Origin of the sequence: Blastococcus sp. TF02A-26, from assembly GCF_003319125.1 — a bacterium.
Taxonomy (GTDB): domain Bacteria; phylum Actinomycetota; class Actinomycetes; order Mycobacteriales; family Geodermatophilaceae; genus Trujillonella.
This window is the reverse complement of sequence record NZ_QOHG01000009.1, coordinates 95,220-109,246: the sequence shown is the minus strand read 5'-3', so window position 1 is coordinate 109,246 and position 14,027 is coordinate 95,220. Positions and strand designations below refer to the sequence as shown.

Sequence of the window (14,027 nt, the reverse complement as noted above, 5' to 3'; positions counted from 1 at the left end):
GCACCAGCGGCTGTACCGGGTGTGGAGACCGCCGCCCCGTCGTCCCCCGTCCCGACCGAGACCGCCCGTCCGTCCTCCCCCATCCGGCTGCTCGACGTCCGCGAGATCTACGCCGAGCCGGCCGCGTTGGACTCCGCCCGCGGCCGCGACGTCCTGGCCCGGTTCCCCGCCGCGCAGGTGGTCGAGGTCCCCTCGCACTGGCAGATCCCCGAGCTGCACGGCAACCAGGGCAACGTCGACCGCTGGGTGCGGGTGAAGACCGAGACCCTCGTGCTCGGCGTCAAGAAGTCCCTGTCCGCGCGGGCCAACAGCCGCTCGTCGAACTGGATCGCGCCCTCGACCGCCAACGGCTGCGCCATGGCCTGCGCCTACTGCTACGTCCCGCGGCGCAAGGGCTTCGCCAACCCGATCACCGTCTTCACCAACATCGAGCAGATCACCGGCTACCTGCGCCGGCACGTCGCCCGGCAGGGGGTCAAGACCGAGCCCGACCAGTGCGACCCCGAGTCGTGGGTCTACGACATCGGCGAGAACAGCGACTGCTCGGTCGACGCGCTGGTCAGCGACAACGTCGCCGACCTCGTCGCCACGTTCCGCGAGCTGCCGACGGCCAAGGCCTCGTTCGCCACCAAGTACGTGAACCGGGAGCTGCTCGACCTCGACCCCCGGGGCCGGACCCGCGTGCGGTTCTCCCTCATGCCCGACGCCGACTCCCGCGTCATCGACGTGCGCACCAGCCGCATCGCGGACCGGATCGCCGCCGTCGACGACTTCGTCGAGGCCGGCTACGAGGTGCACCTCAACCTCTCGCCGGTCGTCCTCCGGGAGGGCTGGGAGGCCGACTGGGCGCAGCTGCTGCGGCAGCTGGACGACGAGCTCGGCCCCGCGGCCAAGGCCCAGGCGGCCGCCGAGGTGATCATGCTGACCCACAACCGGGACCTGCACGAGGTCAACCTGGGCTGGCACCCCAAGGCCGAGGACCTGCTCTGGCGGCCGGACCTGCAGCAGCCCAAGCGCAGCCAGAACGGGCAGTGGAACGTGCGCTACCGCAACGACGTCAAGCGCGCCGGCGTCGAGCGGCTGCTGGAGCTCATCGCGCACCACGCCCCGTGGCTGCGCGTCCGGTACGCGTTCTGACGCGGCCGGCCCGTGGACTCGCGGTGAGCGAGGTCCTACCGCCCGTGTGCGACCCTGGGACGACAGCACGGGGCCGTCCGGGGGGAGCCACCATGCCCGAGCGACTGGACGGCGACTCCGCCGCCTCGCTGCTGGCGTCGTTGCCGGACACCGTCGTGGCCGCGGACGCCCGTGGCCGGATCGTCTACGTGAACTCCGCGGTGACCACGCTGCTCGGGCACGCGGCGGCCGACGTCGTCGGGTTGCCGCTGACGGCGATCATGCCCGAGCGGTTCCGGGCCGGGCACGGCGCGCACATCACCCGCTTCCTGACCACGGGGAAGGGCGAGCTGGTCGGCAACACGACGCAGCTGCCGGCGTTGCACGCCGACGGTCACGAGGTCGCGATCGACGTGACCCTCGGCCGGGTCGACCTCCCCGGGCTCGGCGACGCCATCGTCGCCGTGCTCCGCGACGCCAGCACCACCATCCTGCTGGAGCGCCAGCTGCAGGTGAGCCGGTACCTGGCGGCGACGCTGCGGGTGACCGCGGCGCTCACCGAGGCGCCGGACGCGGACGCGGCGTTCGAGCGGCTCCTCCCGAGCCTCTGCGCCGAGCTCGACTGGGACTGCGCGACCTTCTGGGCGCCGGACCCGACCGGTCAGCAGCTCGTCTACGGCGGCATCTGGGCGGTCCCCGGGGTGGACGTCGCCGCCCTGCACCAGGCCAAACAGGGGATGACGTTCGTCCGCGGTCAGGGGCTGCCCGGCCTCACGTGGCGCCGCCAGGCCCCGCTCGCGGTCGAGGACCTGCAGACGGCGCCGCCGGCCCACGGCGCCGCGGCCGCCCGGGCCGCGGGGTTCCGCACCGGCGTCGCGTTCCCGGTCCTGCGCGGGGACACCCTGCTCGGCGTCTGCGAGCTGTTCACCCGGCAGTCCCGGCCCGCCCCGCCGGAGCTGCTCGACGTGCTGGGCAACGCCGGGCGGCAGATCGGCCAGTTCCTGGGCCGGCTGCGTGCCGAGTCGGAGATGCGCGAGCTGGCCGACACCCTCCAGCGGAGCCTGCTGCCCTCCACGCTCCCCTCGGTCCCCGGTCTCGACCTGGCCGCCCGCTACCGGCCCGGCGGCCCGGCTCTCGTCGGTGGCGACACCTACGACGTCGTCCCGCTGCCCGACGGACGCTGGATGGTGCTGATCGCCGACGTCTGCGGCACCGGCGCCGAGGCGGCGGCGGTCACCGCCCTGACCCGGCACACCGCCCGGGCGGCCGCCGCCGGCTCCGGCGACCCGGCCGAGGTGCTCGCCGCCGTCCACGCCGCCCTGGTGCACGAGCAGGCCGGCGGCCCGCTCCGCTTCGTCACCGCCGTCTGCCTCGTGCTCGAACCGGGTCCCGGCGGCGCGCGGGCACGGCTCGCCGTGGCCGGCCACCCCCGGCCGCTGCTGCGCTCCGGCGCGGCGTGGGCGGAGGTCGGCGTCGTGGGCCGTCCGCTCGGGGTGGGCGACGACGCCCGGTTCGAGTCGCTGTCCCTGGAGCTGGGCCCCGGCGCCTCCCTCGTGCTCTACACCGACGGGGTGACCGAGGCCCGCGACGCCGACGGCGAGCAGCTCGGCGAGGACGGCCTGGCGCGGCTGCTCACCCGCCCGGGTCCCGACGCCGCCGAGTGCATCGCCGAGACGATCGCCGGCGCGGTCGCCGAGCGGGTCCGCGGATCGCGGTTCGAGGCCGACGACCTCGCCGTCCTGGCGATCACCGTCCCCGCCTGACCCGCACCGCCTACCGTGGCGGCATGGCTCGGGCGGTGGTGGTCGGCGCCGGCCTCGGCGGGCTGGCGGCCGCGGCCCGGCTCGCCGCCCTCGGCCACGACGTCACGGTGCTGGAGCAGTCCGACACCGTCGGCGGGAAGCTGGGCTGGTACGCCCGCGACGGCCACGGCTTCGACACCGGCCCCAGCCTCGTGACCCTCCCCCAGGTCTACCGGGACCTGTTCGCGGCGACCGGCGGGGCGCTCGAGGAGTCCGTGGACCTCGTCCGGCTCGACCCGGCGGTGGCGTACCGGTTCCCCGGCGGGACCTCCCTGGCCCTGCCGGGGTACCCCGACGCGATACCGGCCGCCCTCGACGCCGGGCTGGGCGGCGGCGCCGGCACCCAGTGGACCGCGCTGATGGCGCGGGCGGCCGAGATGTGGCGGGTGACCGAGCAGCCCTTCCTCCGGTCGCCGCTGGCCGGCGCCGCCACCCTCGCCCGGCTGGCCCGCAGCGGCCGGGACGTCGCGACGGTCGCGCCGTGGCGCACCCTGCGCGGCCTGGGACGGGCCTCCCTGCCGCACCCCGCGCTGCGCATGCTGCTCGACCGGTACGCCACCTACTCCGGTTCCGACCCGCGGCGGGCGCCGGCCGTGCTGGCCACCGTTCCGCACGTCGAGCAGGCCTTCGGGTCCTGGTACGTGCGCGGCGGGCTGCACCGGCTGGCGCAGGCCGTCGCCGACCGCGCCGTCGAGCGGGGTGCGCGCATCCGCACCGGGACGGCGGTCGACAGGGTGCTGGTCGAGGGTGGGAGGGCGGCCGGCGTGGTGCTGGCCGACGGCGAGGTGGCGCGCGCCGACGTCGTCGTCTCCGGGGCCGACGCGACTGCGCTCTACCGCGACCTGCTGCCGCCGCTGGGCGCCACCCGGCGGGTGCGCCGCGACCTCCGACGCAGCACGCCGTCCCTGTCGGGCTTCGTGCTGCTGCTGGCGCTCCGCGGGCGGACGCCGGACCTGGCGCACCACACCGTGCTGTTCCCCGACGACTACGACGCCGAGTTCGACGCGGTTTTCGGCGTCGGCCGGCACCGCGGTGCCCCGCGGCCGGTCGAGGACCCGACGGTCTACGTCAGCGCTCCCGACGACCCGGCCACCCGCCCCGACGCCGACAGCGAGTCGTGGTTCGTGCTGGTCAACGCGCCGCGGCACGACCCGGCGGGCGGGGTCGACTGGGACGAGCCCGGGCTGGCCGACCGCTACGCCGACCGGGTGCTCGAGGTGCTCGCCCGGCGGGGGCTCGACGTCCGCGACCGGGTCCGGTGGCGAGTCGTGCGGACGCCCGCGGACCTGGAGCGGGAGACCCGCAGCGTCGGCGGCTCGATCTACGGGACGTCGAGCAACGGTGCGCGGGCGGCCTTCCTGCGGCCGGGCAACCGGGGGCCGGTGCCCGGGCTCTTCCTCGTCGGCGGCTCCGCGCACCCCGGCGGCGGGCTGCCGCTGGTGACGCTGTCGGCCGAGATCGTGGCCGGCCTCGTCGGTCCGGCCTGACCTCAGACGCCGGCGCCGTGCCGGCCCTCGCCGCCGGCGAAGCGGGCCGCCCCGGGCAGGGCGTCGACGGCCAGCGAGGTGAGCCCGTGGCGGAACTCGTTGGCCAGGGCGGCCTCCTCGTCGAGGCCCTCCTGCTCGAGCAGCGAGGCGCGGTCCCCGCGCAGGCAGGTCTGCGGGAACGCGGCCAGGCGCCGGCCGAGCTCCTGCGCGGTGGTCAGGGCCTGCCCGGCGGGCACCACCGAGGTCGCCAGGCCGATCTGCAGCGCCTCGGCCGCGTCGACCGACCGGCCGGTGAGCACCAGGTCCATCGCCCGGCCGGTCCCGATCAGCCGGGGCAGCCGCACGGTGCCGCCGTCGATCAGCGGCACCCCCCACCGCCGGCAGTAGACGCCGAAGACCGCCGTCTCGTCGGCCACCCGCAGGTCGCACCACAGGGCCAGCTCCAGGCCGCCGGCCACCGCGTGCCCGGCGATCGCGGCGACGACCGGCTTGGACAGCCGCATCCGGGTGGGGCCCATCGGGCCGTCTCCGTCGGGCTCGGTGCGGTTGCCGGTGGGCGTGCCGACCGCACGCAGGTCGGCGCCGGCGCAGAAGGTGCCCCCCTCACCGTGCAGCACGGCCACCGCCGCGTCGGGGTCGGCGTCGAAGGCACGGAAGGCGTCGGCCAGCGCCGCCGCCGTCGGCCCGTCGACGGCGTTGCGGGCGTGCGGACGGGACAGCCGGACGGTCGTGACCGGGCCGTCGCGCTCGACGGTGACGGCCTCTGCCCCGCTCGGGGCGCTCACCGCCGCACCGGTCCGCCGTCGGCCCACAGCGGCTCGCGCAGCGCCCGCCGGAGGACCTTGCCGACCGGGGAGAGCGGGAGCGAGTCGACCACGTGCACGGCCTTGGGCACCTTGTAGCCGGCGAGGACCGAGCGGACGGCGTCCTGGAGCTCGCGCTCGGTGACCTGCATCCCCGGCCGGAGGGTGACGAAGGCCGTGACCGCCTCCACCCAGGTCTCGTCCGGCGCCCCGACGACGGCGGCGCCGGCGACCGCGGGGTGGGCCGCGAGGGCCTCCTCCACCTCCCGCGGGTACACGTTGTAGCCGCCGGTGATGATCATGTCGCTCGTGCGGTCGACCAGGCTGAGATAGCCGCGGTCGTCGAAGCGGGCGAGGTCGCGGGTGCGCACCCAGCCGTCCCCGGTGACCGTCTCGGCGGTGAGCTCCGGGGCGTCGGCGTAGCCGGCCATCGCGAACGGGGCCCGCACGCGCAGCTCGCCGATCTCCCCGGCCGGGAGCGACCGGCCGTCCTCGTCGGTCACCTGCACCTCGGCGTCCACCGACGGCTGCCCGCAGCTGCCGGCCAGCGACGGGTCGGTGTGGTCCTGCGCGTCCAGCACCGTGATGGCCAGCGGCGCCTCGGTCTGCCCGTAGTACTGCACCAGCCGCGGGCCCCACAGCTCCAGGGTCTCGGCCAGCACGGGGCCGGGCATGGGACTGGCCCCGTACACGGCCGTGCGCAGGCTGGAGACGTCCGCCCGCTCTGCAGCGCCGGAGGTCAGCAGCATCCCCAGCATGGTCGGCACGAGGTTGATCTCCGTCGCGCGGTGGCGGGCGAGGCTGTCGAGGTAGCTGCCCGGATCGAAGCCGGGCAACACGGCCGCCGCCCCGCCACGGATCCAGTACGGCAGCACGAAGGTGCCGCTGGCGTGGATCAGCGAGGCCGCGTGCAGCATCACCGAGTCCCGTCCCGGCGAGACCAGGTTGCCGAGGACGTTCGCGCAGATGGCGGCGTAACTGGCCTGCGTGTGGACGACGGCCTTGAGGGCACCCGTGGTGCCCGAGGTGTACAGCACCAGGACCGGGTCCTCCGGTGCGCACGGCAGCATCGGATCGCTGCTGCTGGCCTGGCCCATCTCGGCCAGCAGGTCGACCGCGTCCACGTCCGTCGTGGGCCCGAGCGAGATCAGCCGGAGTCCGTCGACCAGCTCGCCCAGCTCCGCAGCACGCTCGGCCAGGGCCGCACCGAAGACCAGCACGCGCACCCCGGTCGACGTCAGCATGCGGGCCTGCTCGGCGGCGGAGAGCCGCGCGTTGAGCGGCACCCGGGCGACCGCTGCCTTCAGGCAGGCGAAGTCGATCGGGATCGACCACAGGCCGTTGTCGACCAGCAACCCCACCCGGGAACCCGGGCCGGCGCCCAGGCCGGTGAGCACGTGGGCCATCCGGTTGGCCGTCCGGTCCACCTCCCCGAAGGTCAGGGACTCGTCGCCGCTGTACACCGCGGTCCGCTCGGCGTGCCGTCGCGCGCCCCGCCGCACCAACTCCGTCGTCAGCACCGCTGACCACCTCCTACGGGTCGGTCGGCAACATACAGTCAGTCCAGACGGTATGTCGACGGCTACCGTGCCCGCGTGGCACGCACCCAGGCCGAGCGCCGCGCCGACACCCGCGCCCGGTTGCTGGCCGCCACCATCGACTGCCTGGTCGAGCACGGCTACGCCGGGACGACGACGCAGCGGGTGCAGGAGCGCGCGGGCGTCTCGCGCGGCGCGTTGCTGCACCACTTCGCGACCAAGGAGGCGCTGCTCGTCGCGGCCGTGTCCCACGTGGCCGACGAGCAGGTCAACCGGCTGCGCGCCGAGGCGGCGACGGGTCGGCCGGTCGACGAGGTGGAGCTGCTGACCGGCGTCATGTCGGGACCGCTGTTCCTCGCCGGGCTGGAGCTGTGGCAGGCCGCGCGCACCGAGCCCGTCCTCCGCGCCGCCCTGCTGCCCGGTGAGCGCCGGATCGGCGCGGCGGTCCGCGAGCTGCTCGAGGAGCTCGCGCCCCGGCCCGAGCGTGACCGGGTCGACGTCGAGGGGCTGCTCGCGCTGTACCGCGGGCTCGCCCTGACCAGCGTCCTGCGGGAGGACCGCGGGCTGGACCGGCAGGTGCTCCGGCGATGGACGGACCGGGCACCCGGGCAGGGCTGAGCGGTCGGGGACCGGCCACGTCGGGTGGGAGGGTGGCCCCGTGCGCACCGATCCGCCGGAGAACGCCTCCGAGACCCGCCCAGCTGACGGCGTTCTGGCCTACCAGCGCGAGACGCCGCTGATGAAGGCCGAGGGGCTGAACCGCGAGCAGCTGGCACGCACGCATCCGCCGTCGTCGCTGACGCTGGCCGTGCTGCTGCACCCGGTCGAGGAGACCGCGCGGCACGACGGCCGCGCCGACCTCCTGCGCGAGGCGATCGACGGCGTGACCGGCGAGTAGGCGTCAGCCGCGCGCGGCGCCCAGGCCGAGCACCGCGGCGAGCCCGAGAGCGCTGCGCGGCGCGTAGGCCGTCCGCCACAGCCCGCCGTGCACCGCGGCGTGCGCCTCGTCCTGCCACGGCTGGTCGTGCCGCGGCCCGCCGCCGGTGTGCAGGTCGTGCACGAGCAGCGCCGCCATCAGCACGTTGGAGGTCGCCGGCTCGAAGACCTCGACGCCGAAGCGGTGGGCTCCGGCGTAGGCGGCCGCGAGCGCCCGGTTCTTGACCACCGACCGGGTGCGGGTCGGCGGCGCGACGTTCATCGACACCGTCGTCCCGGCGGCCCGGGCCGTGGTGGCCCGCCAGCGCTGCAGCCGCTTCGCCAGCGCGTAGTTCGGGCCCTGCTGCGGCACGAGGCTGTCGTTGACGCCGGGGTCGGCACCGGGCAGGTAGCCGCGCTGCAGCAGCCGGCCCGCGGACACGGTGCGCAGCGGACGGACGAGCAGCTTGGCGGGGGTGGACCGGCCGGCGTAGGCGCCGACGGAGTGCTCGACCGCCTCGCGCGGTACGGCGAAGACGTCGGTGGGCGTGGCGAGGAAGCCCAGCGCCAGGTCGGGGTGCTCGCGCTGCAGCCGGAGGGTGAGCGCGTCGACGGCGGTGGACACCCGCACGTTGTCCGCCCCGTCGGCGTAGACGTAGTTGCCCAGCACGAGGCCGCCGGGCAGCGAGGCCACCCACTCGGCGACCGCGGGGACCTCGCCGACCAGGTCGACGCCGGCGGACCCCGCGAGGTCGCCGTCCTCCTCGCCGGACGGCACCAGCAGCGTGCCCGCGCTGCGGCCGGCGGTCTCCAGGACGCGGCGCCACAGCGGCTCGCGGGGCAGGTCGACGCCGGCCACCCGGGCACCCCAGCGCAGCAGCGCCGTCAGCGGCCCCATCTCGGCACCGGCACCCAGCACGACCACGGTCCGGTCGGGCAGCGCCAGCCACTCGGGGTGGGCGGCGACGGTGCGCACGGCGTCGGCGGCCGACGGTTCCATCGCCCCGCACACGACCCAGGCGTCGAGCCGGCGGGCCAGGTCGTCCCCGCGCAGCCGCGAGCCGCGGTACGGCAGGGAGAGCTCGCGCTCGGGTTCGGCGCCGCCCGGCACCTCGACCGTGCGCAGGCTCCGTCCAGCCGGGGCCGTGCCGAGGGTGGCCAGCGGCCGCTCGTCCCCGTCGACCGCGACGCGCATGCGGTCGTGCAGCGAGGTCAGCCCGGCGTCCGCGATCCTGCGGGCCGCCTCCGGTTCCCCCAGTCCGGCCTCGACCAGCCGGCGGAAGTGGACCAGGTAGCCGGCCCGCCAGTTCGTCTCCTGCTCGGCGGCGCGCGCTCCGGTCGGGTCGACCGGACGCAGGGCGTCGGCCACGACCGCTCGGCCGACCGCGGCGGTGCTCCGCCGGCCGTCGGGACCCGCCGGGAAGACGACGCCACTGTCGTCGGCCATGTCAGTCCTCCGCCGTGGGGATGGGGTCGACCGGTGCGCCGGCCTCCAGCCAGCGCAGCAGCAGGCGGGTGCCGTACCCGGTGCCGCCCTTCACGATCTCCGCCTCGTCGGACCCGGCGCGGACCGGCCCGGCGATGTCGAGGTGTGCCCACGGCAGTTCCCCGGCGAAGGGCCGCAGGAACAGGGCGGCGGTGGTGCCGCCGGGGTTGCCGGGCGCGTTGTTCGCATCGGCGACGGCGCTCTCCAGCGCGTCGCCGTACTCCTCGGCCAGGGGCATCCGCCAGACCCGCTCCCCGGCGTGGCCGGCGGCGGTGGCGAGGGCGTCGGCGAGCCCGTCGGTGGTCGCGTACAGCCCGGCGGTGCGGTTGCCCAGGGCCGACTTCATCGCGCCCGTGAGGGTGGCGACGTCGACCAGTACGGTGGCGCCGAGCTCCAGGCGGGCGTGGGCGAGGGCATCGGCGAGGACGAGCCGCCCCTCCGCGTCGGTGTTCAGCACCTCGGTGGTGCGACCGCCGACGTGCCGGACGACGTCACCGGGGCGGTACGAGTCGCCGGAGACGGCGTTCTCCGCGGCGGGGACGACGGCGGTGACGGCGACCGGCAGCCGCAGGCGCGCCGCGGCGTCCAGGGCGGCGAGCACCGCAGCTCCCCCGGCCATGTCGGTCTTCATCTCGCGCATGCCGGCGGTGGTCTTGATCGACAGGCCACCGGTGTCGAAGGTGATGCCCTTGCCGACCAGCACCGGGGAACCGCCGTCCGCCCCGGGCGGCCGGTAGCTCGCGACGACCACGCGCGGCGAGCGCGCCGAACCGCTGCCGACGGCCAGCACGCCGCCGAAGCCGCCGGCCCGCAGCTCGTCGGGGCCGAGCACCGTCACGGTGACCGAGTCGAGCTCTCCGAGCCGCTGCCGCGCCTGCGCGGCGAGCCACTCCGGGTCCTTCGTGTCCGCCGGGGTGTTGACCAGGTCGCGCGCCCACGCGACGGCCTCCGCGGTGATCTGGCCCGTGCGGGCCGCCTCGGCCACGGGGAGGTCCTCGGCGTCGGCCGCGACGACGGCCACCTCGGCCAGGCGGGGTGGGTGCGGCCGGCTCGTGTCGCGGTAGCGGTACCCCGCCAGGAGCGCCGCCTCGACCGCCGCGCGCACCTCGTCGGCACCGGCGGGGGCCACGCCGTCGAGCGGGAGCACCAGTCGGCGGGCGCCGAACTCGGCCAGGGTCTGTGCCCGGCGCACGGCGATGCCGACGTACGAACGCAGCTCCGGCAACGTGCCGGCGCCTGTGCCGACGGCGACCACGCTGCGCGGTCGCCGTCCGGGGACGGGCAGGTTGGTGATCTTCCCGGCGCCGCCGGTGTTGCCGGTGTCGCGCAGGGCTCCCGCGAGCAGCTCCGGCTGCACCGGCGCCACCTGCCCGGGGCCGGGTCGGGTCAGCCAGACGGGCAGCGTGCCGCCCGCACCGACCGGTACGGCGAGGACGTCGTCCTCACCGAGGGTCGGCAGGCCGGCCAGCAGCGCGACCCGCGGCAACGGCGCGGCCCCGGCCGCCGGCGTCGTGCCGGCGACCGGGGCCGCGTCGCCCGGTGCGGGGCCGCCCGAAGGGCGGCTCGCCGCGGTGTTCAGCTGGTCGCGCCCTTCAGTGCCTCCGAGAGCGCCGTCGCCTCGTCGGGCGACAGCTCGACGACGAGCCGCCCGCCGCCCTCGAGCGGTACGCGCATGACCAGGCCGCGCCCCTCCTTGGTGACCTCCAGGGGACCTTCACCCGTGCGCGGCTTCATGGCCGCCATGCGTGCCTCCTTCGCCGGCCACCCGCCACCGCTGGTGGCGGCGGTGTGGCTTGTCTCCGTGCAATGAGCTCTGCCCATGATCCCGTATCCCCGCCCGCGAGACCAACCTGGGGACACCGTTCAGGTGAGGGCGCGGAAGCAGGTGGCCACGTGGTCGTCCACCATCCCGGTCGCCTGCATGAGTGCGTAGGCCGTCGTGGGGCCCACGAAGGCGAACCCGCGGCGCTTCAGTTCCCTCGCCATGGCGACCGACTCGGGGCTCGTGGCGGGCACCTCGGCGAGGGTCGCCGGCCGTTGCCGCGGCCCCTGCGGGGCGAAGGACCACAGCAGCGCCGAGAGCCCCTCCGGCAGCCGCTGCGCCGCCCGCGCGTTGGTGACGGCGGCGTCGATCTTGGCCCGGTTGCGCACGATGCCGGCGTCGGCGAGCAGCCGCTCGCGGTCGGTCTCGGTGAACTCCGCGACGGCGTCGATCGAGAACCCGGCGAAGGCCACCCGGAAGGCCGGCCGCTTGCGCAGGATGGTCAGCCACGACAGCCCCGACTGGAACGCCTCGAGGGTGAGCCGCTCGAAGAGCGCGTCGTCCCCGTGCAGGGGCACTCCCCACTCCTCGTCGTGGTAGCGGGCGTAGTCGGGGGTGCTGTCCCCCCAGGCGCATCGGACGCGGTCCACGGCCGGGACGCTAACCGCGACCACCGACGAGCCGACGTGCCCGTGGCCCGGGTGTCCCGCGATCGCTCGTGCTCTGCCCACCGTGCTGGGCAGAGCACGAGCTCCCCGGGTAGAACTCCCCGGCCGGCGGCTCAGGGGACGGGGGTCTCCACGGCGGGGGTCTCGGCGACGCGGGGCTCGTTGCGCCGCGTCGCCAGCACGCACCCGGCGATGACCAGCGGCAGCCCCAGCGCCAGGCCGAGGGTGAACGGCTCGTCCAGCAGCAGCACCCCCAGCAGGACGGCGACGGCGGGGTTCAGGAACGTGATGACCAGTGCCCGCTGCGGGCCGACCTCGTGGATCAGCGCGAAGAAGAGCGACAGGGCCAGCGCCGTGCACACGACCCCGAGGACGACCACCGAGAGCAGCGCCGGTGCCGGCGCCGCGGGCACCTCGTCCAGGCGGGTCAGCGCGAACGGCGCGTAGACGACCGCGGTGACCAGCAGCGCGATCGAGCTCGCCGCCACCCCCGGGACGTCGGCCAGCTTCCGGGTGACGATCATCGGCGCCGTCCCGTAGCCGACGACGGTGGCCGCGACCGCCAGCAGCGGCAGCAGCTGCGCCCCGCCGACGTCCAGGCCGAGCAGGACCGCGATGCCGACGACGCCCAGCCCCATACCGGCCAGCCGGACCGGCGTCAGCCGCTCCTCCCCCAGCACCCGCCCCGCGATCGCCGCGACGAACGGCACCGCCGCGACGAGCAGACCGGTCAGCGAGCTGGACAGCGACGTCTCCGCGTACCCCAGCAGCAGCCAGGGCCCGGTCATCTCCAGCAGCGTGAACGCCAGCAGCCACCGCCAGTGCCGCAGCGCCGGGCGGAGGTGTCCCCGGGCGATCGTCCAGGGCAGCAGAAGCGCGGCCCCGATCGCGCAGCGGCCGAAGACCACGACCACCGGCGAGAGGTCCTCCACGGCCACCTTGATCAGCAGGTACGGCACGCCCCAGATCACCGACATCGCGAGGAAGAGCACCCAGCCCCGCCGGCTCACCGACCCGCTCCCACGTTCCGCACGCGCTCATCATGACCACCGCCTGGCGGGGCGCCGACTCCCCCCGTCAGGCTGGGCGCGTGTCCGGTTATGGCTCCTTCGTCGTCTTCGCCGCGGTCCTCGTCCTCGTGCCGGGCGCGGACACCGCCGTCGTCATCCGCAACACCCTCGCCGGCGGACGGCGCCGCGGTACCTGGAGCGCCCTGGGCATCACCGCCTCCAACGTCGTCCAGGGGACGGCGGCCGCGGCCGGGCTGGCCGCGGTGGTGCTGCGCGTCGAGCCGCTCTTCCAGACGATCCGCTGGCTGGGCATCGCCTACCTGGTGTTCCTCGGCATCCAGTCGCTGCGCTCGGCCGTCCGCGGGGACTACGCCGACCTGGCCGGCGGCACCGTCGGCGGAGGCGCGGCCCTGAGGGGCTTCCGGCAGGGCTTCCTCAGCAACATCACCAACCCGAAGGTCCTGGCCTTCTACCTCGCCGTGCTGCCGCAGTTCCTCGGCCCGGACGCCGCCGTGCCGGTGCTGGTCGCCTTCGCGCTCACCCACGCCGTCCTCGGGCTGGGCTGGTCGCTGGTGATGGTCGCCGGGCTGCACCGGGCCCGCCGGGTGCTCACCCGGCGGCCGGTGCGGCGCGCTCTGGACGCGCTCACCGCGTGCGCCCTGCTCGGCTTCGGCGCCCGGCTGGCGCTCGACCGGAGCTGAGCCCCCGGGCCCCGGTCAAGCCGACGGTCGGACCCGTCCGGCGAGGTAGTCGCGCCGCCGCTCCGCGGGGAACCGCTCGATCGCGTACCGGAGCATCGTCCGCGGCATCCGCCGGTACCGCGGCACGAGGAACTCCTCGGCCCGCGCCGGGTCGCGGTTGCCGACCTCGCGCAGCATCCAGCCCACCGCCTTCTGCACCAGGTCCTCGGGGTCGGTGAGCAGCCGGTCGGCGATCCGCAGCGTCGCCTCGGGCCGGCCGGCGCGGATGCCGGCGAAGGTCGCCATCACCGCTAACCGGCGGTCCCACAGCGAGTCGGACCCGGCCAGCTCGTCGAGCACGGAGTCGTCGCGGTCGAGCAGCCAGGGACCGAGGACGTACGGCGCCGAGGCGTCCACGAGGTCCCAGTTGTCCACCCGATCGCGCCGGGCCAGGTACAGCTCCACGATCCGGGCACGCTCGTCGTCGTCCCCCCGCTCGAAGCGACGGACCAGGACGAACAGGGCGGTCAGCCGTTCCTCGTGCCACGGGCTGCCGAGGAGCTCGTCGACGTCGGCCAGGGACGTCGCCGCGGCGTGCCGGCGGGCGATCGCCCGCTGCGGGGGGACGGCGATCCCGAGGAAGCGGTCGCCCTCGCCGTAGCCACCCGGCCGCACCTGGAAGTAGCGCGCCATGCCGGCGGCACGCACCGGGTCGGCCAGCTCCGCCAGCTCGGTGCGGATCGCGGCCGCCGACACCGGA

General features: G+C 75.9%; 14 protein-coding genes. 6 read left to right on the top strand and 8 right to left on the bottom strand.

The genetic code is table 11. The features are described 5' to 3' along the window. Window positions 1–21: 21 nt before the first annotated feature. The 3 genes from DQ240_RS12200 to DQ240_RS12190 all read left to right on the top strand — a co-directional run bounded on the left by DQ240_RS12200 (window position 22) and on the right by DQ240_RS12190 (window position 4,405). A complete protein-coding gene (locus tag DQ240_RS12200; protein ID WP_199589266.1) occupies window positions 22–1,137 on the top strand; it encodes a spore photoproduct lyase family protein in 1,116 nt (371 codons plus the stop codon). A gap of 92 nt (window positions 1,138–1,229) precedes the next feature. Beyond that, window positions 1,230–2,879, top strand: a complete 1,650-nt coding sequence (locus DQ240_RS12195) for a SpoIIE family protein phosphatase (protein WP_113839877.1) — start codon at window positions 1,230–1,232, stop codon at window positions 2,877–2,879. 23 nt (window positions 2,880–2,902) lie between these two features. Next, window positions 2,903–4,405 carry an NAD(P)/FAD-dependent oxidoreductase gene (locus DQ240_RS12190; protein WP_113839876.1) on the top strand — a complete coding sequence of 501 codons (1,503 nt, stop codon included), beginning with the start codon at window positions 2,903–2,905 and terminating at the stop codon, window positions 4,403–4,405. A 2-nt stretch (window positions 4,406–4,407) separates the two neighbouring features. Here DQ240_RS12190 and DQ240_RS12185 read toward each other — a convergent pair whose 3' ends face one another. Together DQ240_RS12185 and DQ240_RS12180 are read right to left on the bottom strand one after the other, a co-directional pair. Beyond that, window positions 4,408–5,190: a crotonase/enoyl-CoA hydratase family protein gene (locus DQ240_RS12185; RefSeq protein ID WP_113839953.1), complete on the bottom strand. Its 783-nt coding sequence runs from the start codon at window positions 5,188–5,190 to the stop codon at window positions 4,408–4,410. Further along, entirely contained in the window at window positions 5,187–6,728 is a 1,542-nt protein-coding gene (locus DQ240_RS12180) for an AMP-binding protein (protein WP_113839875.1), read from the bottom strand. Before DQ240_RS12180 ends, DQ240_RS12185 begins: the two co-directional genes overlap by 4 nt. Window positions 6,729–6,803: 75 nt before the next feature. Between DQ240_RS12180 and DQ240_RS12175 the strand changes: the two genes are divergently transcribed. Beyond that, complete coding sequence (locus tag DQ240_RS12175; RefSeq protein ID WP_113839874.1) at window positions 6,804–7,364, top strand: TetR/AcrR family transcriptional regulator; 561 nt, start codon at window positions 6,804–6,806, stop codon at window positions 7,362–7,364. A gap of 40 nt (window positions 7,365–7,404) precedes the next feature. Next, window positions 7,405–7,644 carry a DUF664 domain-containing protein gene (locus tag DQ240_RS12170; protein WP_233498667.1) on the top strand — a complete coding sequence of 80 codons (240 nt, stop codon included), beginning with the start codon at window positions 7,405–7,407 and terminating at the stop codon, window positions 7,642–7,644. Window positions 7,645–7,647: 3 nt separating this feature from the next. Here the strand turns inward: DQ240_RS12170 and DQ240_RS12165 are convergent, their stop codons facing one another. From DQ240_RS12165 to DQ240_RS12145, 5 genes are all read right to left on the bottom strand, one after another. Continuing rightward, window positions 7,648–9,108: a hypothetical protein gene (locus DQ240_RS12165; RefSeq protein ID WP_113839873.1), complete on the bottom strand. Its 1,461-nt coding sequence runs from the start codon at window positions 9,106–9,108 to the stop codon at window positions 7,648–7,650. 1 nt (window position 9,109) lies between these two features. Further along, window positions 9,110–10,633, bottom strand: a complete 1,524-nt coding sequence (locus DQ240_RS12160; protein WP_113839872.1) for a M17 family metallopeptidase — start codon at window positions 10,631–10,633, stop codon at window positions 9,110–9,112. An 89-nt stretch (window positions 10,634–10,722) separates the two neighbouring features. Beyond that, a complete protein-coding gene (locus DQ240_RS12155) occupies window positions 10,723–10,890 on the bottom strand; it encodes a DUF3117 domain-containing protein (RefSeq protein ID WP_081807929.1) in 168 nt (55 codons plus the stop codon). Between the two features lie 120 nt (window positions 10,891–11,010). After that, a complete protein-coding gene (locus DQ240_RS12150) occupies window positions 11,011–11,559 on the bottom strand; it encodes a DNA-3-methyladenine glycosylase I (protein WP_199589265.1) in 549 nt (182 codons plus the stop codon). Window positions 11,560–11,690: 131 nt separating this feature from the next. Next, complete coding sequence (locus DQ240_RS12145; protein ID WP_113839870.1) at window positions 11,691–12,587, bottom strand: DMT family transporter; 897 nt, start codon at window positions 12,585–12,587, stop codon at window positions 11,691–11,693. 80 nt (window positions 12,588–12,667) lie between these two features. Between DQ240_RS12145 and DQ240_RS12140 the strand changes: the two genes are divergently transcribed. After that, window positions 12,668–13,288 carry a LysE family translocator gene (locus tag DQ240_RS12140; protein WP_233498666.1) on the top strand — a complete coding sequence of 207 codons (621 nt, stop codon included), beginning with the start codon at window positions 12,668–12,670 and terminating at the stop codon, window positions 13,286–13,288. 15 nt (window positions 13,289–13,303) lie between these two features. Here the strand turns inward: DQ240_RS12140 and DQ240_RS12135 are convergent, their stop codons facing one another. After that, a complete protein-coding gene (locus tag DQ240_RS12135; protein ID WP_113839868.1) occupies window positions 13,304–14,023 on the bottom strand; it encodes a DNA alkylation repair protein in 720 nt (239 codons plus the stop codon). Between the last annotated feature and the right edge of the window lie 4 nt (window positions 14,024–14,027).